This window comes from Streptomyces sp. NPDC001606 (assembly GCF_053596835.1).
This window is the reverse complement of sequence record NZ_JBSFHC010000023.1, coordinates 99,432-119,916: the sequence shown is the minus strand read 5'-3', so window position 1 is coordinate 119,916 and position 20,485 is coordinate 99,432. Positions and strand designations below refer to the sequence as shown.

The 20,485-nt window shown below is 71.3% G+C and carries 21 protein-coding genes; 9 read left to right on the top strand and 12 right to left on the bottom strand.

Annotated elements, in window-relative coordinates; translation table 11 throughout:
* Nucleotides 1-11: 11 nt before the first annotated feature.
* On the top strand, nucleotides 12-1,553 hold the full coding sequence (locus tag ACWCV9_RS32495; protein ID WP_450791964.1) for a FadD3 family acyl-CoA ligase: 1,542 nt from the start codon (nucleotides 12-14) through the stop codon (nucleotides 1,551-1,553).
* 115 nt (nucleotides 1,554-1,668) lie between these two features.
* Complete coding sequence (locus tag ACWCV9_RS32490; protein WP_450791962.1) at nucleotides 1,669-2,256, top strand: hypothetical protein; 588 nt, start codon at nucleotides 1,669-1,671, stop codon at nucleotides 2,254-2,256.
* A 30-nt stretch (nucleotides 2,257-2,286) separates the two neighbouring features.
* Here ACWCV9_RS32490 and ACWCV9_RS32485 read toward each other — a convergent pair whose 3' ends face one another.
* Together ACWCV9_RS32485 and ACWCV9_RS32480 are read right to left on the bottom strand one after the other, a co-directional pair.
* Nucleotides 2,287-2,532, bottom strand: coding sequence for a DUF397 domain-containing protein (locus ACWCV9_RS32485; protein ID WP_450791961.1), 246 nt, complete (start codon nucleotides 2,530-2,532; stop codon nucleotides 2,287-2,289).
* Complete coding sequence (locus ACWCV9_RS32480) at nucleotides 2,529-3,347, bottom strand: helix-turn-helix domain-containing protein (protein ID WP_450791960.1); 819 nt, start codon at nucleotides 3,345-3,347, stop codon at nucleotides 2,529-2,531. The genes ACWCV9_RS32485 and ACWCV9_RS32480 overlap by 4 nt, the downstream gene beginning before the upstream one ends.
* 113 nt (nucleotides 3,348-3,460) lie before the next feature.
* Between ACWCV9_RS32480 and ACWCV9_RS32475 the strand changes: the two genes are divergently transcribed.
* A complete protein-coding gene (locus tag ACWCV9_RS32475) occupies nucleotides 3,461-3,862 on the top strand; it encodes an ATP-binding protein (RefSeq protein WP_450791958.1) in 402 nt (133 codons plus the stop codon).
* An 11-nt stretch (nucleotides 3,863-3,873) separates the two neighbouring features.
* On the opposite strand, the gene ACWCV9_RS32470 is transcribed toward ACWCV9_RS32475, so the two are convergent.
* Complete coding sequence (locus ACWCV9_RS32470) at nucleotides 3,874-5,376, bottom strand: class I adenylate-forming enzyme family protein (protein ID WP_450791956.1); 1,503 nt, start codon at nucleotides 5,374-5,376, stop codon at nucleotides 3,874-3,876.
* A 274-nt stretch (nucleotides 5,377-5,650) separates the two neighbouring features.
* On the opposite strand from ACWCV9_RS32470, the gene ACWCV9_RS32465 reads away from it, so the two are divergent.
* Nucleotides 5,651-6,406, top strand: coding sequence for an alpha/beta hydrolase (locus ACWCV9_RS32465; protein WP_450791954.1), 756 nt, complete (start codon nucleotides 5,651-5,653; stop codon nucleotides 6,404-6,406).
* Here the strand turns inward: ACWCV9_RS32465 and ACWCV9_RS32460 are convergent.
* Nucleotides 6,403-6,792 carry a VOC family protein gene (locus tag ACWCV9_RS32460; RefSeq protein WP_385841928.1) on the bottom strand — a complete coding sequence of 130 codons (390 nt, stop codon included), beginning with the start codon at nucleotides 6,790-6,792 and terminating at the stop codon, nucleotides 6,403-6,405. The genes ACWCV9_RS32465 and ACWCV9_RS32460 overlap by 4 nt on opposite strands.
* A gap of 71 nt (nucleotides 6,793-6,863) precedes the next feature.
* On the opposite strand from ACWCV9_RS32460, the gene ACWCV9_RS32455 reads away from it, so the two are divergent.
* The gene (locus ACWCV9_RS32455) at nucleotides 6,864-7,814 is read left to right on the top strand and encodes a helix-turn-helix transcriptional regulator (protein ID WP_450791952.1); all 951 of its coding nucleotides are present in this window, start codon (nucleotides 6,864-6,866) and stop codon (nucleotides 7,812-7,814) included.
* On the opposite strand, the gene ACWCV9_RS32450 is transcribed toward ACWCV9_RS32455, so the two are convergent.
* Nucleotides 7,811-8,512, bottom strand: a complete 702-nt coding sequence (locus ACWCV9_RS32450; RefSeq protein ID WP_450791950.1) for a hypothetical protein — start codon at nucleotides 8,510-8,512, stop codon at nucleotides 7,811-7,813. The genes ACWCV9_RS32455 and ACWCV9_RS32450 overlap by 4 nt on opposite strands.
* A gap of 193 nt (nucleotides 8,513-8,705) precedes the next feature.
* Here ACWCV9_RS32450 and ACWCV9_RS32445 point away from each other — a divergent pair, with 193 nt between their 5' ends.
* Nucleotides 8,706-9,995, top strand: coding sequence for a helix-turn-helix domain-containing protein (locus ACWCV9_RS32445; protein ID WP_450791948.1), 1,290 nt, complete (start codon nucleotides 8,706-8,708; stop codon nucleotides 9,993-9,995).
* 28 nt (nucleotides 9,996-10,023) lie between these two features.
* Here ACWCV9_RS32445 and argS read toward each other — a convergent pair whose 3' ends face one another.
* Entirely contained in the window at nucleotides 10,024-11,796 is a 1,773-nt protein-coding gene (gene argS / locus ACWCV9_RS32440) for an arginine--tRNA ligase (RefSeq protein WP_450791946.1), read from the bottom strand.
* Nucleotides 11,797-11,923: 127 nt separating this feature from the next.
* Between argS and lysS the strand changes: the two genes are divergently transcribed.
* Nucleotides 11,924-13,663 carry a lysine--tRNA ligase gene (gene lysS, locus ACWCV9_RS32435; protein ID WP_450791944.1) on the top strand — a complete coding sequence of 580 codons (1,740 nt, stop codon included), beginning with the start codon at nucleotides 11,924-11,926 and terminating at the stop codon, nucleotides 13,661-13,663.
* 81 nt (nucleotides 13,664-13,744) lie between these two features.
* On the opposite strand, the gene ACWCV9_RS32430 is transcribed toward lysS, so the two are convergent.
* The 3 genes from ACWCV9_RS32430 to ACWCV9_RS32420 form a co-directional block, all read right to left on the bottom strand.
* Entirely contained in the window at nucleotides 13,745-15,058 is a 1,314-nt protein-coding gene (locus ACWCV9_RS32430) for a DUF2637 domain-containing protein (protein WP_450791942.1), read from the bottom strand.
* Nucleotides 15,059-15,198: 140 nt separating this feature from the next.
* Nucleotides 15,199-16,101, bottom strand: a complete 903-nt coding sequence (locus ACWCV9_RS32425; RefSeq protein ID WP_450791940.1) for a DUF3558 family protein — start codon at nucleotides 16,099-16,101, stop codon at nucleotides 15,199-15,201.
* 124 nt (nucleotides 16,102-16,225) lie between these two features.
* On the bottom strand, nucleotides 16,226-17,113 hold the full coding sequence (locus ACWCV9_RS32420; protein ID WP_450791938.1) for a DUF3558 domain-containing protein: 888 nt from the start codon (nucleotides 17,111-17,113) through the stop codon (nucleotides 16,226-16,228).
* A gap of 214 nt (nucleotides 17,114-17,327) precedes the next feature.
* Here ACWCV9_RS32420 and ACWCV9_RS32415 point away from each other — a divergent pair, with 214 nt between their 5' ends.
* Entirely contained in the window at nucleotides 17,328-18,521 is a 1,194-nt protein-coding gene (locus ACWCV9_RS32415; protein ID WP_450791936.1) for an RtcB family protein, read from the top strand.
* A gap of 7 nt (nucleotides 18,522-18,528) precedes the next feature.
* Here the strand turns inward: ACWCV9_RS32415 and ACWCV9_RS32410 are convergent, their stop codons facing one another.
* Genes ACWCV9_RS32410 through ACWCV9_RS32400 form a run of 3 tightly spaced genes read right to left on the bottom strand, consistent with a single transcriptional unit; the run spans nucleotide 18,529 to nucleotide 19,855 of the window.
* On the bottom strand, nucleotides 18,529-18,696 hold the full coding sequence (locus ACWCV9_RS32410; RefSeq protein ID WP_385841914.1) for a hypothetical protein: 168 nt from the start codon (nucleotides 18,694-18,696) through the stop codon (nucleotides 18,529-18,531).
* Entirely contained in the window at nucleotides 18,696-19,457 is a 762-nt protein-coding gene (locus ACWCV9_RS32405; RefSeq protein WP_450791934.1) for an SDR family NAD(P)-dependent oxidoreductase, read from the bottom strand. Before ACWCV9_RS32405 ends, ACWCV9_RS32410 begins: the two co-directional genes overlap by 1 nt.
* A 59-nt stretch (nucleotides 19,458-19,516) precedes the next feature.
* Nucleotides 19,517-19,855, bottom strand: a complete 339-nt coding sequence (locus ACWCV9_RS32400; protein WP_450791932.1) for a YnfA family protein — start codon at nucleotides 19,853-19,855, stop codon at nucleotides 19,517-19,519.
* Between the two features lie 121 nt (nucleotides 19,856-19,976).
* Here ACWCV9_RS32400 and ACWCV9_RS32395 point away from each other — a divergent pair, with 121 nt between their 5' ends.
* Entirely contained in the window at nucleotides 19,977-20,456 is a 480-nt protein-coding gene (locus ACWCV9_RS32395; RefSeq protein WP_450791930.1) for a hypothetical protein, read from the top strand.
* Nucleotides 20,457-20,485: the final 29 nt, after the last annotated feature.

Here is a 20,485-nt window from a genome sequence, read left to right as displayed (position 1 = left end):
GGAGGTCCGCCATGGCCGAGTGGAACACCATCGCGGACCTGGTCCGCCGGTCCGCCGAGCGGTACGCGGACACCGAGGCGGTGGTCGACGGCCGCACCCGGATCAGCTACGCCGAGCTGGGCGCCCGGGTGGAACGGGCGGCCGCCGCCTGCCTCGCGACCGGGCTGCGCCCCGGCGACCGGGCCGCCGTCTGGGCCCCCAACTCCCTGGACTGGATCGTCGCGGCCCTCGGCGCGGTGACGGCGGGCGGGGTCCTGGTCCCGCTGAACACCCGCTTCAAGGGCCCGGAGGCCGTCGACGTGCTGCGCCGCAGCGGGGCCCGGCTGCTCTTCGTGACCGGCACCTTCCTGGGCACGTCCTACGTGGCCTCCCTGCGCCGGGCGATGGGGGCGGGACTACCAGGCCTGGAACGGGTGGTGGTGCTGTCGGGCGACGCGCCCGCCGACTACTGCACCTGGAAGGAGTTCCTGGCAGCCGGTTCGGCGATACCGACGGCTGAAGTCCTGGCGCGCGCGGCCGAGCTGAAGGGCGACAGCCTCTCGGACATCGTCTACACCTCCGGTACGACGGGCCGCCCCAAGGGCGCGGTGATCACCCACGAACAGACCCTGCGCGCCTACGACATCTGGGCCGACCTGGCCGGCCTCCGCCCCACCGACCGCTACCTCATCGTCAACCCCTTCTTCCACACCTTCGGCTACAAGGCGGGCGTGCTGGCCTGCCTGATGCGCGGGGCGACGATGATCCCGCAGCCGGTGTTCACCGTGGATACCGCCCTCGCCAACATCGCCACGGAACGCGTCTCCGTCCTCCCCGGCCCCCCGGCCCTCCTCCAGTCCCTCCTCGACCACCCCTCCCGTGCCGCCCACGACCTGGCCGGCCTCCGCCTGGTGGTCACCGGCGCGTCCGTGGTCCCCCTGACCCTGGTGGAACGCCTGCGCACGGAACTCGGCATCGGCACGGTCCTCACGGCGTACGGCCTCTCCGAGGCGTCCGGCATCGTCACGATGTGCCGCCGGGGCGACGACCCCGCCGTGATCGCCACCACCTCCGGCCGCCCCATCCCCGGCACCGAGGTCAGGATCGCCGAGGACACCGGCGAGATCCTGGTCCGGGGCTTCAATGTCATGCGCGGCTACCACGAGGACGACCGGGCGACCCGGGAAGCCGTCTCGGCCGACGGCTGGCTGCACACCGGCGACGTCGGCGTCCTGGACCCCTCCGGCAACCTGCGCGTCACCGACCGCATCAAGGACATGTTCATCGTCGGCGGCTTCAACGCCTACCCCGCCGAGATAGAGCAACGGCTGTCCGCCCACCCCGATGTGCGCGAGGCCGCCGTGATCGGCATCCCCGACCCACGCCTCGGCGAGGTCGCCAAGGCGTACGTGGTCCGACGCGCGGGCTCCGTCCTCACCGCCGACGACCTGATCGCCTGGTCCCGCCGCGAGATGGCGAACTACAAGGTGCCGAGGGCGGTGGAATTCGTCCCCGAGCTGCCGAGAAACGCGAGCGGGAAGGTGGTGAAGGGGGTGCTGAGAAGCCTCACTTGAGGGCCCGGAGCTTTTGGGCCAATCCTTCGAAAGGGGGAACAGGGCCGGGCCGCCCAGGGGCAGACTGACTCCCGTCCAACCGGAGTCACACCGCTCAAGGTAGGAGACAGCAACCATGCTCAAGCTCCGCAAGCTCCGACGTGTCGCCGTAGCCGGTGCCGCCATCGGGCTCATGGCCGGTCTCGGCATCGCCAACGCCCCGACCGCATCCGCCACCAGCTACGTCTGTGTCCCGCTGTCGTCCGGCGTCGACACCTCCCAGTGCACCCACACCTCCACACTGCACACCGGCAGCGAGTGGTGGTCCCCGACGACGTTCAACAGCGCCTTCACCTACCTGAAGTTCCAGAACGACGGCAACCTCGTCCTGTACTGCCGGTACGGCGGCTATTCCTACGCACTGGGCCGCAACGTCTCGGCCGGGCAGGCCGTATGGGCGTCCGGCTACTACGACCCCACCCAGAATCACTACCAGAGATGGGACTTCTGGTCCGACGGCAACATGGCCACCTACTCGGTGGACGTCAGCACCGGCCACACAGACGTCACATGGAACACCCAGACCTGGCACGGCGGAGACACGATCGCGATCGTGCAGACCGACGGGAACTTCGTCCTCTGGGAGGGCGGCCGGGCCGTCTGGGCGTCGAACACGTACCACTACTGCCCCGGCAGCCAGGACTACTGGAACGGCTACCGGTAAGCAGCCGGCCGGTAACGCGACGTCCGCTCCTCACTTGAGGGAGGAGGTGAAGGCGGCCCAGGTGGCGGGGGCGAGGGTGAGGGTGGGGCTGGAGGAGGGGTGCTGCTTGGAGTCGCGGATGTGGATGGAGTGGGGGCAGGTGGCGACTTCCACGCATGCGGCGCCCTCGTCGCTGCTGTAGGTGGATTTCTTCCAGGAGACGGCCACTTCGAGGCATGCGCCGCCTTCGTCGCTGCTGTAGGTCGACTTGAACCACTGAAGCGCTTCCGTGCTCATCGCTCTCCTAGTAGGCGGTCGAGCAAGCCCTTCGAGTCCTGGGTGGTCAGGGCCTGTGTCCGCAGCATCGCATACTTGCGGGTCAGGCGAGACACCTCTTCCGGGTCGGAAACCCACTGGCTGCCGCGCTGCGACTCGGTGTAGGCGAGGTGCTGGTGGTCGGGGGTTTCGAAGAGGGCGAACGGGCCCGCGAGGCCCGCATGGAAGGGGCTGTCGAGCGGCAGTACCTGTACTGAAACGCAGGGGAGTTCGGCCGCTTCTCGCAGCGATCGCAGCTGATCCTTGCGGACCTCCCTGCTGCCGATCCTGACGTGGAGCGCGGGTTCCCACACCACGAAGCTCAGCGTCGGCGGGTTCTTGCGGTGCAGGATCTCCTGGCGGTCGAGCCGCAGCCGGAGCGTCTTCTCCAGTTCCTCGTCCTCGTACGCCGGAACGCGATTGCGCAGGACGGCACGGGCGTACGCCTCGTTCTGGAGCAGACCCGGGATGACGGCGTTGTCGTACCAGGACAGCGTGATGGCGACCTTCTCCTGGTCCATGTACTCCTCGGCCCACAGAGGGAACTGGTCGATCTCGGGGAGGTTGGCCACACCCGTCGCCAGCGTCCCCTTCGTATCCAGGTACTCGTCGCACTGCTCGGCGATGTCCTGCTTCAGCGGGCGTCGGCCCTGCTCGATGCTGGCCAGCGTCTCCTCGTTGATGTGCAGGACATGGGCCAGACCCGCCTGGCTCAACCCCTTCGCCCGCCGAGCCGCCGCCAGTTGACGGCCCAGCATCTTCATGGCCGACTGGTTCTTCCTCCGTGTAGGCGTCATGCCTGCTGAACTCCCCACACCTGTCCGAACACCACCCCGCACGAACCCGTACAAACAATCTGTACGGGATCACGTACTGATCGAGGCTAGTTACCCTGCGCGACATTCGTCCCGTGAATGCGCACATTGAACTCCCCTTCCAACACGACCAGTACTACGGCCGCGCCCGCCGCTCGGTCCCCGCTGCCAGGCGGTTCACGGAGTGGTCGCTGCACTACTGGGGACTCTCGGCCTGGGAGCGGAGCGGCGACGTGTCGCTCTGCGTGAGCGAGTTGGCCACGAATGCGGTGCTGCACGGGGTTCCGCCGGGGCGGGGGTTCCTGCTGCGGCTGGGATGCGACGGCACGGTCGTACGGGTGGAGGTGCACGACAGCGGCCCCGGCACCCCTGTCGTCGAGGAGGAACAGGACGAGGGCGGCCGGGGTCTGCTGCTGGTCGCGGCCCTGGCCGACAAGTGGGGGGTGGGGGAGCGGAGGCCGGGGAAGGCGGTGTGGTGCGAGTTCGGGCTGTCCTGAACCCGCGCGGATCAGCCCGTCCCGCTCTCGGCCTCCAGGCGACGGCGAAGTGCCCGCTTGTCCGTCTTGCCGGTCGGCGTCAGCGGCATCGCGGCCAGCCACCGTACGGTCGTCGGCCGGTGGGCCGGAGCGAGCGCCTCCACCACCAGGTCGCACGCCTCGGCCGCCGCCTCCTGGCTGGGGGAGTGATCGGGGGCGGGGACGAGGAACGCGACGACCTCCTCGCCGGTCCTGGGGTGGTCGCGGCCGACGACGGCGGCCTCGGCGACGGCCGGATGGCGGGTGAGGGCGGCCTCGACCGGGCCGCTGTAGATGTTGCGGCCCTCCACGACGACCATGTCCTTGAGGCGGTCGACGATATGGAGGTAGCCGTCGGCGTCCAGGCGGCCGATGTCACCGGTGCGCAGCCAGTCGCCGTCGAAGGCTTCGGCGTCGAGGTCGGGGCGGTTCCAGTAGCCGTCCATCATCGCCGGGGACCGGACCCAGACCTCCCCGGCCCGGCCGGTGGGCAGCGGTTTCCGCTCGGGGTCGCGGATCTCGACGTCGACGCCGGGCAGGGGGCGGCCGGCGGAGCCGAGCAGGTCCGGTCTTCCGTGCAGGGCGGTGGTGTGGTCCTCCGGCGTCAGCCGGGCGATCACGCCGGTCTCGCTCGTGCCGTAGCCCTGGCGGAACGCGGCGCCGGGAAACCGGCGGAGGGCCTCGGCGAGCCGCGCGGGGTGGATGCTGGAGTTGCCGTAGCTGACCGACACCAGCTCACGGATCCCGTCCCGGGTGCCGGGGTGTTCGAGCAGCCGGTAGATCTGGGTCGGCGAGAGGTAGGTCGCGGCGGCCCCGGCGCGGCGGCAGGCGGCGGCGAACTCCTCGGGCGAGAACTCCGGCAGGATCTCCACGCGCCGCCCGGACAGCAGGTGCTCCAGACACCGTCCGCCCGCGCGGTACGCCAGCGAGGTCGCGGAGACGAACACCAGCTCCTCGAAGCCGCTGTCCTCGCGGGCCCACGCTGCCCGCGCGTCGAGGGCACGGAACCGTGACGCCACGCCCTTGGGCAGTCCGGTGGTGCCGCCGGTGTACATGACCCGGGCGATGTCGTCGTCCTCCGCGAGCACGGGCACCGGATCGGCCGCCTCGGAAGCGGCCCGCTCCATCAGCTCCCCCAACGACAGGGCCAGCGTCCCGGTATCAGGCACCGGGCAGTCGTACACCACCACCGCCGGATCGCAGTCCCGCAGGACATGGGCCAGCCCATGGGTGTCGGCGGCGATCACCACGGTGGTCATCCGGGCCCCCAGCAGATGGGCGGCCAGCCGGACCAGCAATACCTCCGGCCGGTTCCCACTCACACACGCGACCCCGGCCCCCCGCCGAACCCCCAGCTCACCCATGGCCCGCGCGATCCGGTAAGCCGCGTCCCCGACCATCCCGAACGACAGCTCGGCCCCCTGAAAGACGACCGCAGGCCGCTCCGCGTACCGCTCAAACGCCTCGAACAGGCGGGCGACGTACTGAGCGGGCACCCCGCCACCTCCCACGCCGGGTGGAACAGACCGCCCGAAAGTCTCCCATAGGAGGCGGGCACCCACCCTGTTCCGCGCCAGCCGAAGAAAAAAAGAGTGGGCGCGCCGATGAGCCTGCTGCTAGCTTTCGGGTGGCCGTGAAACCCGCCCGAGGAGGTGAGACCCGTGAACGCAGTTCGTGTAAGGGTGCTCCCCCTTGTCTCATGGTCGGGCGACTGACGTAGGCGTCGCCGGGAGTGCCCCGCAATCAGGCACTCCCGAAAGGCAACACGCCATGAATACTCTTCAGTTCACCAAGCAGACCACCACGGACGGCGTCCTCGAGCGCGAGTTCACCGTCGGTGACATCCCCGGCCTTCTCTGGTCCCCCGCAGGTGACCTCGCGGGGGATCTCCGGCGCGCACCCCTGGTCCTGCTGGGCCACGGTGGCGGCACCCACAAGAGGTGGCCGGCGATGACCGGGCGGGCGCGGCTCCTCGTGACCGGGTTCGGTTTCCATGTCGCCTGTATCGACGCGCCCGGCCATGGTGACCGGCCGCGTACGGCGCACGACGAGCGCGAGATCGACGCGCTGTTCGCCGCGCGGGAGGCGGGCGAGCCGGAAGGCCCGGTCGTCGTCCGCTACAACGCCCACCTCGCCGAGCGGGCCGTACCCGAGTGGCGGGCGACCCTGGACGCCCTCCAGGAACTCCCCGAGATCGGCACCGACGGGCCGGTCGGCTACTACGGGCTCAACATGGGCACCGCGATCGGAGTGCCCTTCGTGGCGCAGGATCCGCGGATCACCGCCGCCGTGTTCGGGCTGCACTGGCCCGACGCGCTGGCCGAGCAGGCGCGGCGGATCACGGTCCCGGTCGAGTTCGACATGCAGTGGGACGACGAGCACATCCCCCGCGAGGCCGGTCTGGCACTGTTCGACGCCTTCGCCTCGCCGGTGAAGTCACTGCACGTGAACACGGGCCGGCACAAGGAACTGCCCCGGTTCGAGTCGGACAGCGCGGCCCGCTTCCTCGCCCGGCATCTGCTCTAGACGAGGGTCGTGATGCAGAAGGGGTGACCGGCCGGGTCCAGGAGCACCCGCCAGCGGTCGGGGTCCGGCTGGAAGTCCGGCTTGGTCGCGCCGAGCCGGAGCAGGTGCCGTTCGGCGGCGGCCAGGTCGTCCACGCCGAACTCCAGGTGCGCCTGCTTCTCCTGGGCCGGGTCCGGCCAGGTCGGGCGGCGGTAGTCGGCGAGCCGATTGAAGCCCAGGCCGGGGGCGCCCTCCCGGCCGAGGAGGACGAAGTCGTCGGTGGCGTACAGGACGGGCTGGCCGAGCAAGGCGCCGTAGAAGGCGGCGAGTTCGGCCGGGTCGGCACAGTCGAAGGTGACGGCGGCGTAGCGGAAGACGGGCGCGGTGGAAGTGGTGTCCGTGGTCATGAGGGAACAGTAGGACGGGACCAGGACAGTTCCGGTCCTGGTTGGCTCGGTTGCCGTGTCAGACTTCCCGTGTGATCGCCGCCTCCGCCCGCCTGCTGCGGCTGCTGTCCCTGCTGTCCGCCCGGCCCTCCTGGACCTGTGCCGAACTGGCCGACCGCATGGGCGTCACCGACCGCACGGTCCGCCGGGACGTCGCCCGGCTCCGGGAGATCGGCTACACCGTCGACTCCGAGGCCGGACCCTGGGGCGGCTACCGGCTCCGGGCCGGCTCCCGCGTACCGCCGCTGATCCTCGACGACGAGGAGGCGCTGGCCGTGGCCGTCGGGCTGCGCGAGGCCGCGCTGAGCGGCGCCCTCGGCGGCGACCAGGCCGCGCTGTCCGCGCTGCTGAAGCTCCGCCAGGTGCTGCCCCGCCGGATCGCCGACCGGCTGGGCGAGCTGGACGACACCTTCGTACGGCTGCCCGGGGCGGACGGCGCCGCCATCCGTCCCGGGCTGCTGCTGGAGCTGGCGGCCGCCTGCCGGGCCGGTGAGCGGGCCCGGCTGTCGTACACCGACGGGCAGGGGCGGGCCACGGTCCGGGACGTCGACCCCTACCGGCTGGTGCACACCGGCCGCCGTTGGTACGTCGTCGCCCGGGACGTCGACCGAGGGCAGTGGCGCACCTTCCGCGCCGACCGGGTGGAACGGCTCCGCTCCACCGGCCGGCCGGTGGAGATCACCGACCCGCCCGACCCCGCGCACCTCGTCTCCCGGAACATCGCCAACGGGCCGTACCCGCTCACCGCGACCGTCCGCCTCCCGCTCCCTCTGGAGCAGGCGCTGAGGCTGGTCCCCGCGACCGTGGGCACCCACCGGCCCGACGGCCCCGACGCCACCCTCGTGGACATCGGCGGCCCCGACCCGGACGGCCTCGCCCGCTACCTCCTCGGCCTGGGCACGCCGGTGCGCGTCCTCGCCCCGGACGAGGTACGGCAGGCCCTGTTGGACCTCGTCCGGGAACTCGCCGACGAGAACGGTTAGGCGGCGGAGAGGGCGTCGGCCGCGTTCGGCTGCCAGACCGAGATGTGCGGGGCGTGGACGTACGCCTTCACCGGGATGCGCACGGTGTCGCCGCTGTCCAGCTTCACGGTCAGGGAGGAGACAGTGCTGCCCTTGCCCGGGGCGTCCTGCTGGTCGAGGGCGACGCCCTCGTAGTTCGAGGCGCCGGGGCGCAGGATGTTGGGGCCGCCGCCGAGCCCGCCGGGCGGGGTGGCCCGGACCCGGCCGTCGAAGCTGACCTGGCCGATGATGCCGAGGTCGCAGGGGACGCCGCTGGTGTTCTTGGCGGTGATCAGCAGGTGGTTCAGCGGCTGGGCGACCGGGGCCGCGGTGAGCGTCAGCTGGCCCGCCCGGCACAGCGCGGGATGGGTGCTCCCGCCCGACCCCGACCCCGTGGCCGTCCCCGTGCCCGTGCTCTTGCCCGTGCCCGATCCGGACGGTGCCGTGTGGGACGTGGTGCCTCGTTGCGTCCTCGGGGCGGCGGCCGGGGTCTTCGCCGCGACCGTGGCCGCCACCGTGGCGGCGGCCGTGGGCGCGGTCGTGTGCGCTCCGCCGGTCTTGGCGACGGTGGCCCCGGCGGTGGGGGCGGCGCCCGCCGCGGAGTTCGGGTCGCAGGCGATGAGGGCGAGGGAGCCGAGAGCCAGGGTGGCCGTGGTGGTGAGGGCGCGTCGGATGGACATGAGGTGCTTCTCCCGTTGGTGGTCCGTTCGGGGCCGGATCGGGTGAACCGGCCGATGACCGAACCGTGCGGGACGATCCGTCCCAGCCGCCATACTTGGCGGGGGAGTTGGAACCCTGAAACGGTTCCACCCCGTCTGAACTGGGGAAACATCGGGGCCTGGAACGCCGTTCCGGGACGGTGGGGGAGAGGCGATGGCGGACGAGTCCCGGGAACTGGCGGCACTGCTGCTCGCGTTGAAGGAGCGGTCCGGCCGCAGCTACGGCATGCTCGCCAAGCGGCTGCACGTCGGCACCTCGACGCTCCACCGGTACTGCAACGGCACCACGGTGGCGAACGAGTACGCCCCCCTGGAGCGGTTCGCCCGGGTGTGCGGGGCCACCCCCGAGGAGCTGGTGGAGCTGCACCGCCGCTGGATCCTGGCGGACGCCGCCCGCGGAAGAGCGGCGGAGACACCCCGCCCGGCCGACGCCGACACCCGGGGCGGCGAACACGCCGAAGCCGACGCAGCCGTCGTACCGGCCGATCCGGTCACCGATCTCCCTCCGCGGCCCCGCATGCTGCCGCGCCGGCGGACGGCCGCCGTGGCCGCGGCCGCCGTCGTCCTCTGCGCCGCCGCGGCCGCCGCGGCCACTCGGTTCACGCCGGAGTCGGGTACGGCGGCGGCCTCCGGCGAGACCCCGGGAGCCTCCGCGCAGGCGGCCGAACGCCACCCCGCCACCCACCCGGCGCCGGCCGCCCCCCGCCGGACCACGGCATCGCCGTCCGCCTCGGCCGGTGCCGGGACGCCGTCCCCCTCCGCCCGCACCGAACCCCCGGCCCGCCGCAGCACGGCCGCCGACTCCGCCCCGCCCTTCCATGTGAACGTCCTGACGAACAACTGGGACAGCCCCTGCGACCAGTGGTTCCTGCTGAACAGCGGGCCGCACAGCGTGCCCCCGCCCCCGGCGAGCCAGGCCACCGACGGCTGGGCGGCCGCGCTGCACGCCGTACCGGCGGGACATCTGCGGCTCCAGGTCACCGTGCAGGGCACCGGCAGCCGGCCCGTCGTCCTGCACACCCTCCGCGTCGTCACCACCAGCAGCCGTACGGCCCCCACGGGCAACGCCTACATGATGGGCGCCGGGTGCGGCGGCGGTCTGAACCCCGCCTCCTTCGCCGTGGACCTCGACTCCCCGTCCGCCAACCCCCGCCCGGTGCCCGGCGAAGGGGGCACGACGAACTTCCCCTACAAGGTGTCCGTCGACGACCCCGAGGTGCTCGACATCGACGCGAGCACGGACAGCCACGACGTCGGCTGGTACCTCGAACTGACCTGGAGCAGCGGCGACCGGCAGGGCAGGACCCGGATCGACGACCACGGACAGCCGTTCCGCACCGTCGCCATGCGCGGCGACAAGGCCTACTGGTACAACGGCGCCGACGGCGTCGGTGCCTGGCAGCCCTACACCGGCGCCGACGCGAGCGGCCCGCCCTCGCAGTGAGAGCGGGCCGTCGGTGAGCCGGTGAGGGTCAGAGCTTGTCGGGCGTCCGGATGCCCAGCAGGGCCATGCCCCGGTGCAGGGTGCGGGCCGTGAGGTCCACCAGGAACAGCCGGTTCTCCACCTGCTCCGGGGTCTCCGCCTTCAGCACCGGACACTGGTCGTAGAACGCCGTCAGCAGCGAGGCCAGCTGGTAGAGGTACGCGGCGAGCTTGTGCGGCTCGTAGGCCGCCGCCACCTCCAGGACCGTCTCCGCGAACTGGTCCAGGTGCAGGCCCAGCGCACGCTCCGCCGGGGCCAGCGCCAGCTCCGGGTGGGCGGCGGGGCGGGCCTCGCCGGCCTTGCGGAGGATGGACTGGATCCGGGCGTACGCGTACTGGAGGTAGACGGACGTGTCGCCGTTCAGCGAGACCATCTGGTCCAGGTCGAACTTGTAGTCCCGGACCGCCGAGGTGGACAGGTCCGCGTACTTCACCGCGCCGATACCGACGTACCGGCCGTTCTCGGTGATCTCGTCCTCGGTCAGGCCCACCTTCTCGGCCTTCTCCCGGACCACGGCCGTGGCCCGCTCGACGGCCTCGTCCAGCAGGTCCTCCAGCCGGACCGTCTCGCCCTCACGGGTCTTGAACGGCTTGCCGTCCTTGCCGAGGACCGTGCCGAACGCCAGCTGGTGCGCCGTGACGTCGTCGCCCAGCCAGCCGGCCCGGCGCGCCGTCTCGAAGACCATCTTGAAGTGCAGCGACTGACGCACGTCGACCACGTACAGCAGCGAGTTCGCCTTCAGGTTGAACACGCGGTCGCGGATCGCCGACAGGTCGGTCGCCGCGTAGCCGTAGCCGCCGTCCGACTTCTGCACGATCAGCGGCACCGGGTTGCCGTCCGGGCCCTTGACGTCGTCGAAGAAGACACAGAGCGCACCCTCGGAGCGGACGGCGACGCCCGACTCCTCCAGCAGCCGGCAGGTCTCGGCCAGCATGTCGTTGTACCCGGACTCGCCGACGATGTCGGGGTCCCGGATCTCCATGTCCAGCTTCTCGAAGACCGAGTAGAAGTAGATCTTCGACTCGTCCACGAACTTCTGCCACATGGCCAGCGTCCGCGGCTCGCCCGCCTGGAGGTCGACCACCCGGCGCCGGGCCCGCGTCTTGAACTCCTCGTCGGAGTCGAACAGCTTCCGCGCGGCCTTGTACAGGCGGTTGAGGTTGGACATCGCCTCCTCGCCGCTGACCGCGTCGGCCTTGTGGTCCAGCTCGTGCGGGTGCTCGTCCAGGTACTGGATGAGCATGCCGAACTGGGTGCCCCAGTCGCCGATGTGGTGCCGGCGGACCACGGTCTCGCCGGTGAACTCCAGCAGCTGCACCACCGCGTCGCCGATGACCGCCGAGCGCAGATGACCGACGTGCATCTCCTTCGCCACGTTCGGCTGGGCGTAGTCGATCACCGTGGTGCCCGGGGTGGCGGCGGTCGGCACACCGAGGCGGCCGGACTCGTCCGCGTACCGCGCGGCCAGGTTCGCGGTGATCGCCCGGTCCGCGATCGTGATGTTCAGGAAGCCGGGGCCGGAGACCTCGACGTCCTGGATCAGCTCGTCACCGGTCACCACCCGGGAGACGACCTGCGTCGCCAGCTCCCGCGGGTTCGCCTTGGCCTTCTTGGCCAGCGCGAGGATGCCGTTGGCCTGGTAGTCGGCCCGGTCGCTTCGTCGCAGCAGCGGGTCCGCGCCGGCGGCCTCCGGCAGGGTGGCCGAGAGGGCGGACGCGAGGTGCTGCTGGACGGAATCGCTGAGGGACGTGACCGAGGCCATAGGAATGGGTGCCGTTCTCCTCGTGGGAATGGATAGTCCCAGCCAGTATCCCATGACGGGTAAAGCCGTTTTTCCGCGCGCGCGGGCGTCTGTGACAATGGGGTGTCACCCGTTCAGAAAGAAGGACGTGCCGATCGTGGCTCAGAGCACCGAGACCACCGACTGGGTCTCCCGTTTCGCGGATGAGGTCATCGAGGAGTCGGAGCGCCGGGCCCCGGGCAAACCGGTCGTCGTCGCGTCCGGCCTCTCCCCCTCCGGACCCATCCACCTGGGCAACCTCCGCGAGGTCATGACCCCGCACCTCGTCGCCGACGAGATCCGCCGCCGCGGCCACCAGGTCCGGCACCTGATCTCCTGGGACGACTACGACCGCTACCGCAAGGTCCCGGCCGGCATCGCGGGCGTCGACGAGTCCTGGGCCGAGCACATCGGCAAGCCGCTGACCTCGGTCCCGGCGCCGAAGGGGTCGTCGTACCCGAACTGGGCCGAGCACTTCAAGGCCGCGATGACCGAGTCGCTGGCCCAGCTCGGCGTGGAGTTCGACGGCATCAGCCAGACCGCGCAGTACACCTCCGGCGCCTACCGCGAGCAGATCCTGCACGCCATGAAGCACCGCGGTGACATCGACGCGATCCTCGCCCAGTACCGCACCAAGCCCAAGGCCGCGAAGAAGCAGCAGAAGGCCGTGGACGAGGCCGAGCTGGAGGCCGAGGAGGGCTCCGGCGCCGCCTCCGAGGACGACGGCAGCTCCGGCTCCGCCGGGTACTTCCCGTACAAGCCGTACTGCGGCGGCTGCGGCAAGGACCTGACGACCGTCACCTCCTACGACGACGACACCACCGAGCTGTCGTACACCTGCACCGCGTGCGGCTTCGCCGAGACCGTCCGGCTCAGCGAGTTCAACCGCGGCAAGCTGGTCTGGAAGGTCGACTGGCCGATGCGCTGGGCCTACGAGGGCGTGATCTTCGAGCCGAGCGGCGTCGACCACTCCTCGCCGGGCTCCAGCTTCCAGGTCGGCGGTCAGATCGCCCCGATCTTCGGCGGCGTGCAGCCCATCGGCCCGATGTACGCCTTCGTCGGCATCTCCGGCATGGCCAAGATGTCGTCGTCCCGCGGCGGCGTCCCCACCCCGGCGGACGCGCTGAAGATCATGGAGCCGCAGCTGCTGCGCTGGCTCTACGCCCGCCGCAAGCCCAACCAGTCCTTCAAGATCGCCTTCGACCAGGAGATCCAGCGGCTCTACGACGAGTGGGACAAGCTGGCCGCCAAGGTGGCCGACGGCTCCGCCCTCCCGGCCGACGTCGCCGCCTACACCCGCGCCGTGGGCACGGCCGCCGGTGACCTGCCGAAGACCCCGCGCCCGCTGCCGTACCGCACCCTCGCGTCCGTCGCCGACATCACCGCCGGACACGAGGACCAGGCGCTGCGCATCCTCTCCGAGCTGGACCCGGAGCAGCCGCTGGCCACCCTGGACGAGGTCCGGCCGCGCTACGACCGCGCCGAGGCGTGGATCAACACCCACGTCCCCGCCGACCAGCGCACCATCGTCCGCGACGAGCCCGATGCCGAGCTGCTGAAGTCCCTCGACGAGGCCTCCCAGCAGTCCGTACGGCTGCTGCTCGACGGCCTCGCCGAGCACTGGTCCCTGGACGGGCTGACCCACCTCGTCTACGGCGTGCCGAAGGTCCAGGCCGGCTTCTCGGCCGACGCCACCCCGAAGGAGCTGCCGCCGGAGATCAAGACCGCCCAGCGGACCTTCTTCGCGCTGCTCTACCACCTGCTCGTCGGCCGCGACACCGGCCCGCGCCTGCCCACCCTGCTGCTGGCCGTCGGTCAGGACCGGGTGCGCCGCCTGCTCGGCGAGTAACCCGCCCGCTCAAGGCGACGAAGGCGCCCGGTGCTCAGGGAGCACCGGGCGCCTTCCGCTTGCCGCATTGCGCCTGGAGGCTCAGGCGATGTGCTCGTCCTCCAGCTCCGCCTCACGGCGCTGCTGGAAACGGTCGACCAGGGCCTTCAGAGCACCGGGGGACAGGGTCGTCCCGTAGGTCGCCTCGATGTTGTCACCGAGCGTCCGGGGCGTCGGGTAGCTGCCGTCGATCGACTGCCGGAACACCTGGTAGTAGTCGTCCTCGGTCGGCTCCTGCGCGGCCTCGGGCTCCGGGGCGCCGCCGCCCTCGCCGAGTTCGCGGGTGCGCTGCGGGGTGACCGGGATCGGGAAGCTGCCGGTCTCCTCCGGGCCCGGCTGCTGGAAGGCCTCCGGCGCCTGCTCCTCGTACCACTCCTCGTACTGCTCCTCGGGGGCGTACTGAGGCTCCTGCATCATCGGGTCGTAGGTGGGGTCGTAGCCGCCGTGGTACTCGATCTCCCGCGGCGCCTGGAACCAGGGACTCTCCTCGTCCACCGGGGGCTCCGGCTCGGCCGCCCGCTGCTGCGGCAGCCGCAGCCGCTGCTCGGCGGCGGGCGCGGACACCGCCTGCGCGCCCCGGCCGCCCGCGGGCACCGGCTGCGCGGCCCGGCCGCCGCCCGCGGCCACGGCCGGCCGCTCCGGCGCCGCCTCCACCGCACGGGCGGACGCGGGCGCCACCGGGATCAGATCCGGCTCGATCCCCGCCGCGGCCAGCCCCGCCGGGGCCGTCTCCGCCAGCGGGACACCGTACCGGGCCAGCCGCAGCGGCATCAGCGACTCCACCGGAGCCTTGCGGCGCCACGCCCGGCCGAAGCGGGACCGCAGCCGCGCCTGGTAGACGAGACGTTCCTGCTCCAGCTTGATGACCTGGTCGTAGGAGCGCAGCTCCCACAGCTTCATCCGGCGCCACAGCAGGAACGTGGGCACCGGCGAGAGCAGCCAGCGGGTGAGCCGGACGCCCTCCATGTGCTTGTCGGCCGTGATGTCGGCGATCCGGCCGATCGCATGCCGGGCCGCCTCCACGGCGACCACGAACAGCACCGGGATCACCGCGTGCATCCCCACACCCAGCGGGTCCGGCCAGGCGGCGGCGCCGTTGAACGCGATCGTCGCCGCCGTCAGCAGCCAGGCCGTCTGGCGCAGCAGCGGGAAGGGGATCCGGATCCAGGTCAGCAGCAGATCCAGGGCGAGCAGCACACAGATGCCCGCGTCGATACCGACCGGGAACACATACGAGAAGTTCCCGAAGCCCTTCTTGAGGGCCAGAGCGCGGACGGCCGCGTACGAACCGGCGAAGCCGATACCGGCGATGATCAGGGCACCGGTCACGACCACACCGATGAGAACGCGGTGCATCCGAGTCAGCTGCGGCGCGGCCACTCGTACTCCCCTCCCCTTGCGTGTTCTTGCGCGCAACAGAGTGGCACACGTGTGCGGCGAACGCCGCGCCGGTCAGGACTTAAAGCTTCCGCTTCAGTCCTTCTTCAGTTCTTGCTTCAGTCCTTCTTGGCCGCGGCGGCGGACGCCGAGGGCGACTTCGACGCCGACTTCGAGGGGGACTTCGACGCGGACGGCGAGGACGGCGAGGACGACGAACCCGCCCCCGCATCCCCCTTGTTGGCGGCCGTCACCGCCGCCACCGCCTCCTTGACCGCCTTCTCCGCCGCCTTCGTCAGATCGGCCGCGTCCGGCGTCTTGTCGCCCGCGAGACCGGCGCCGTTGTAGTCGACGGTCACGACGACGTTCTCCACCCGGGCCACGACGGTCTGCTGCTTGAACAGACCTTCCTTCTTCTTCAGGTCGTAGTGCACGGCCGTCGCCTCCGCGCCCGCACCGGACACCGGCTCGGCCTTCGCGCCCTTCGCGCCGTCCACCGCCTGGGCGTCCCGGACCTGCTTGGTGTAGTACGTGTGCGCCTGCGCGTCGGCCGGACCGCGCGTGGCGTCCGAGTCGAAGCGCAGCAGCGAGACGTTGAGCCAGCGGAACTGCGAGCCCTTGACGCCGTTGTTGTCCAGGCTGTTCCAGGAGCAGGAGGCACGCGACGACGGATCGTCCGAACTGCCCTTCTTGCCGGACTTCACGCCGTTCGGCACCAGATCGCCGAGGGTGTCCTTCGACAACACCCCGCACGGGTCGGGAAGCTTGAGATACGCGGCCGGCGCCACCGACGGCGACGCGCTCGCCGAGGGCGTGCTGCTCCCCGTGGACGGCTGGGCGGAGCTGCTGCTGCCGCCGCTCTTGGCCTTGGAGTCGCCCGAGTCCGACGAGCAGGCGGCGGTGATCAGCATCGCCGGAACGGCGGCCGCGCAGACAAGAGCGCGGCTCAGGCGCCTGGTTCGCCGGTCTCGCGGGGCACGGTCGTCTCGCTGGGCTGCTCGCTGCATGGTTCCTTCACTCATGACGCTCGGTGTTCGTGCGGGTGTTCGTGCGGGTTCCTGCGGGGGCCACGGTACGCGGTGAGGAAGCCGCGCGGTTTCCGTTCCCGCGCTTTGCGCGCGCGGGCCGGCGCGGCCCCGACGGCCGTCACCCGCCGAGCGCGTCATCCAGCCGAGCCGCCAGATTCCGGGCCCTGTCCTGCATTTCCTTGCTGTCCGGGACCGTCCCGAGCGCCGTCGGCTGCTCCTCGTACTCGATGGTGACGACGACATTGGACGTGCGGAACACCACAGTCACGGTCCGCTGTTCGGCCGTCGAACCGGAGGCGGACAGCTGGTCGTCGATATACGCCTCGTCACCGAGATCGGAGAGGGTGCGCGGCTGGAGGTCGGCGGTGTCGGAGGGCGACGCGCCGGAGGGGGACGGGGAAGGGGAGGAGGACGCCGGATGGCTCGCGGCGGCCGCCCCGGACGCGGAGGAAGCCGGCGACGCGGGCGCACCGCTCTTCTTCGCCGCGCTCGTCGGCGAGCCGCTGCTCGCCGCGCTGCTGCTCTCCGTGCCGCCGCTCTCCGGGCCGCCGCTCTTCGGCTCCGGCAGATGGGCGCCCGTCTCCCGCTGCTGGAAGAGCTGCTCGGCCTCGTCGTCGTCGCTGACCGTGTTGTCGTACGACACCACGCGCTCCAGGTCGATCGAGAGCCGGTCGGTGGCGTCGGCGGACTCCACCTTCCAACGGCAGCCCACCTTGCGGTCGGTGTCGTAGGTGAGCGCGGCCTCGCCCTGGTACGCCTTGTCCTGCTGCTGGGGGTCGGTGATCTGCCGGATGCCGGGCAGCAGCGCGTCGAGGGTGTCGTGCCCGACGGCTCCGCAGGGCTCCGGGAGGGTGCGATACCGGCCGGGCTGGGCGGCGGCGCTCGCGCCCGTGTCGCCGGGGTTGGCGTCGTCGGTCGAGCCGTCGCTCCCCGAGCCGCTCGTGCAGCCGGCCAGCAGCGCCGCGAGGAGGGCGGCGGTGCCGGTTACATACGCCTTCCGCTGCACGGACGGGCTCCTCTCGACGGGTCGATCGCTCTGCTGCTCCAGTGTCCCCGCTGGTTATTCGCTTGCCGAAGCGGGGCGCCCCCTGGAGACAATGTGTATCGCACGCGCTGCCGCGGACGCCGGTCCAGTGTCCCTTTCCTCACCGTTCGTTCCGCATCTTCTCTTTGTTGCTGCTAAGTCATTTTGTTGTTGTATCCGGGGGAATGAGGAAGCTATGTCGTACGTCGAGATGCCCGGCGCGAAGGTCCCGATCCGTATGTGGACCGACCCGGCGACGGTCGAGGACGTGGCCCTGCGCCAGCTCCAGAACGTGGCCACCCTGCCCTGGATCAAGGGCCTGGCCGTGATGCCGGACGTGCACTACGGAAAGGGCGCGACGGTCGGCTCGGTCATCGCGATGCAGGGCGCGGTGTGCCCGGCGGCGGTCGGCGTGGACATCGGCTGCGGAATGTCGGCGGTGAAGACCTCCCTGACGGCGAACGACCTGCCGGGAGACCTGTCGCGGCTGCGGTCGAGGATCGAGCAGGCGATTCCGGTGGGGCGGGGGATGCACGACGACCTCGTCGAGCCGGGCCGGTTCCACGGCCTGCCCACCTCCGGGTGGGACGACTTCTGGGGACGGTTCGAGGGGGTCGCGGAAGCGGTCAAGTTCCGTCATGACCGGGCACAGAAGCAGATGGGAACGCTCGGATCCGGGAATCACTTTGTTGAAGTTTGTACGGATACAGAGGGTTCCGTCTGGCTGATGCTCCACTCCGGTTCCCGGAACATCGGCAAGGAACTCGCCGAGCACCACATCGGCGTGGCCCAGAAGCTCCCCCACAACCAGGGCCTGGTCGACCGCGACCTCGCGGTCTTCGTCGCGGACACCCCGCAGATGGCGGCCTACCGCAACGACCTGTTCTGGGCGCAGGAGTACGCCAAGTACAACCGCACGCTCATGATGGCGCTGCTGAAGGACGTGGTCCGCAAGGAGTTCAAGAAGGCCAAGCCGGTCTTCGAGCCGGAGATCTCCTGCCACCACAACTATGTGGCGGAGGAACGCTACGACGGCATGGACCTGCTGGTCACCCGCAAGGGCGCGATCCGGGCCGGCTCCGGCGACTACGGCATCATCCCGGGCTCGATGGGCACCGGCTCGTACATCGTGAAGGGCCTCGGCAACGAGAAGTCCTTCAACTCGGCCTCGCACGGCGCGGGCCGCCGGATGAGCCGCAACGCGGCCAAGCGGCGCTTCACGACCCGGGACCTGGAGGAGCAGACCCGGGGCGTGGAGTGCCGCAAGGACACCGGCGTGGTGGACGAGATCCCTGGCGCCTACAAGTCGATCGACCAGGTCATCGACCAGCAGCGGGACCTCGTCCAGGTGGTGGCCAAGCTGAAGCAGGTCGTCTGCGTGAAGGGCTGACGCCCCGTCAGTGCCCGTGCCGGACCGCGTAGATCATGACGAACGCCACGATGTGGATGCCGAAGAGGAAGTAGCCCAGGAAGTACCAGACCTTGCGTTCGTCCCTGGTCTCCTGGGCCAGGCGGCGCTGTTCCAGGGTGTCGGGTGCGGCGGGGGGCTCGGCCGGGTCGGGCATCACAGCTCCCTGTGCACCTTGGTGTTCGAGGCCTGGGCGCGGGGGCGCAGGACGAGGAGGTCGACGTTGACGTGGCTGGGGCGGGTCACCGCCCAGGTGATGGTCTCCGCCACGTCCTCCGCGGTGAGCGGCTCGGCCACGCCCTGGTAGACCTTCTCCGCCCGCTCCTGGTCGCCGCCGAAGCGGGTCAGGGCGAACTCCTCCGTCTTCACCATGCCGGGCGCGATCTCGATCACCCGGACCGGCTGGCCGACGATCTCCAGGCGCAGGGTCTCGGCGAGGACATGGGCGCCGTGCTTGGCGGCGACATAGCCCCCGCCGCCCTCGTAGGTGCCGTGCCCGGCCGTGGAGGAGACGACCACCACCACGCCGTCGCCGCTGGCGACCAGCTTGGGCAGCAGGGCCTGGGTGATGTTCAGGGTGCCGATGACGTTCGTCTCGTACATCGTCCGCCAGTCCGCCGGGTCCCCGGTGGCCACCGGGTCCGCGCCCAGCGCGCCGCCCGCGTTGTTGACCAGGACGCCGATCGTCTGGAACGCGGTGGCGAACTCGTCCACCGCCGCGCGGTCGGTGACGTCCAGCTGGTAGGCCACCGCCGAGTGCCCGGACCGGGTCAGCTCCTCCGCCAGCGCCTCGATCCGGTCCTTGCGGCGGGCGGTGAGGACCACGCGGTGACCGGCCTCGGCCAGCGCGCGGGCCGTCGCGGCGCCGATGCCGCTGCTCGCACCGGTGACGACGGCAATGCGGGAGGCGGGGGCCATGGGCAGCTCCTCGGTACGGCCTTTCGGCAGGGCGCGGTCCCGTCCAGCGTAAGGGGGGCTCAGCCGCCGTTCCGCGGCGCCCACATGATCACGGCCATTCCGGCGAGGCAGATCAGCGCCCCGGCGATGTCGAAGCGGTCCGGGCGGTAGCCGTCGGCGACCAAACCCCACAGGATCGACCCGGCCACGAAGATCCCGCCGTACGCGGCCAGGATGCGGCCGAAGTGGGCGTCCGGCTGGAAGGTGGCGACGAAGCCGTAGGCGCCGAGCGCGAGGACCCCGCCGGCCGCCCACAGCCAGCCCCGGTGTTCCCGCACGCCCTGCCAGACCAGCCAGGCGCCGCCGATCTCGAAGAGCGCGGCGACGACGAACAGGGCGGCGGAACGGAGGATCGGCATGCGGGCAGCTTCGCACGGGCGGGTGCTGTCACCTGTTGGAGGGCGCCTGGCCGCCGGCGGGCGTGGCATACGTCCTACGTACGGGAACCGGTGGCCGAGGGCGATGGTGAGGGTGAGCGGCGTGCGGATCAGAGCGTGGGGGCCGGCGGTGGTGTGCGGTGCCGCCCTTGTGGTGCCGGGAGTGGCGGGGACCGCCGCGGCCGCCCCGGCGCCGGTGCCGGAGGCGGATCTCGCCCTGCACGGCACGGCGGTGATGGACGGCGACCAGGTGGAGGTGCGGCTGACCCCGCGCAACAACGGGCCCGCCGCGGTCCCCGACGCGACGGTACGGCTGCGCTGGTCGGTGCCGCTGGCCGACCGGCAGCAGCTGCCGGCCCGGTGCGCCCGGGAGGACGAGCGGACGGTGGTGTGCGGCACGGGCGCGCTGGCGGCGGGCGCGGTGGGGGAGCAGCTGCGGGTGCCGGTACGGCTGCGGGAACAGCTCTCGGAGGTGACCCTGGAGGTCGACACGGCGTGGGGCGGCGGCGCCGTGGACAAGGACCGCACGAACGACCGGCTCACGGTCCTGGTGCTGGACACGGGCGACGCGTACGCCTTCTGAGGCACGGACCGGAAGGCCCGGGGTGAGAG

What these genes read in the sequence shown, in the direction of transcription:
- ACWCV9_RS32495 (WP_450791964.1), top strand. Translation starts at nt 12, where the DNA reads ATGGCCGAGTGGAACACCATCGCGGACCTGGTCCGCCGGTCCGCCGAG.
- ACWCV9_RS32400 (WP_450791932.1), bottom strand. Translation starts at nt 19,855, where the DNA reads ATGCCGATCCTCCGTTCCGCCGCCCTGTTCGTCGTCGCCGCGCTCTTC.
- argS (WP_450791946.1), bottom strand. Translation starts at nt 11,796, where the DNA reads ATGGCCTCGGTCACGTCCCTCAGCGATTCCGTCCAGCAGCACCTCGCG.
- ACWCV9_RS32460 (WP_385841928.1), bottom strand. Translation starts at nt 6,792, where the DNA reads ATGACCACGGACACCACTTCCACCGCGCCCGTCTTCCGCTACGCCGCC.
- ACWCV9_RS32445 (WP_450791948.1), top strand. Translation starts at nt 8,706, where the DNA reads ATGGCGGACGAGTCCCGGGAACTGGCGGCACTGCTGCTCGCGTTGAAG.
- ACWCV9_RS32485 (WP_450791961.1), bottom strand. Translation starts at nt 2,532, where the DNA reads ATGAGCACGGAAGCGCTTCAGTGGTTCAAGTCGACCTACAGCAGCGAC.
- ACWCV9_RS32415 (WP_450791936.1), top strand. Translation starts at nt 17,328, where the DNA reads ATGTCGTACGTCGAGATGCCCGGCGCGAAGGTCCCGATCCGTATGTGG.
- ACWCV9_RS32480 (WP_450791960.1), bottom strand. Translation starts at nt 3,347, where the DNA reads ATGACGCCTACACGGAGGAAGAACCAGTCGGCCATGAAGATGCTGGGC.
- ACWCV9_RS32450 (WP_450791950.1), bottom strand. Translation starts at nt 8,512, where the DNA reads ATGTCCATCCGACGCGCCCTCACCACCACGGCCACCCTGGCTCTCGGC.
- ACWCV9_RS32465 (WP_450791954.1), top strand. Translation starts at nt 5,651, where the DNA reads ATGAATACTCTTCAGTTCACCAAGCAGACCACCACGGACGGCGTCCTC.
- ACWCV9_RS32405 (WP_450791934.1), bottom strand. Translation starts at nt 19,457, where the DNA reads ATGGCCCCCGCCTCCCGCATTGCCGTCGTCACCGGTGCGAGCAGCGGC.
- ACWCV9_RS32490 (WP_450791962.1), top strand. Translation starts at nt 1,669, where the DNA reads ATGCTCAAGCTCCGCAAGCTCCGACGTGTCGCCGTAGCCGGTGCCGCC.
- ACWCV9_RS32410 (WP_385841914.1), bottom strand. Translation starts at nt 18,696, where the DNA reads ATGCCCGACCCGGCCGAGCCCCCCGCCGCACCCGACACCCTGGAACAG.
- ACWCV9_RS32425 (WP_450791940.1), bottom strand. Translation starts at nt 16,101, where the DNA reads ATGAGTGAAGGAACCATGCAGCGAGCAGCCCAGCGAGACGACCGTGCC.
- ACWCV9_RS32430 (WP_450791942.1), bottom strand. Translation starts at nt 15,058, where the DNA reads ATGCACCGCGTTCTCATCGGTGTGGTCGTGACCGGTGCCCTGATCATC.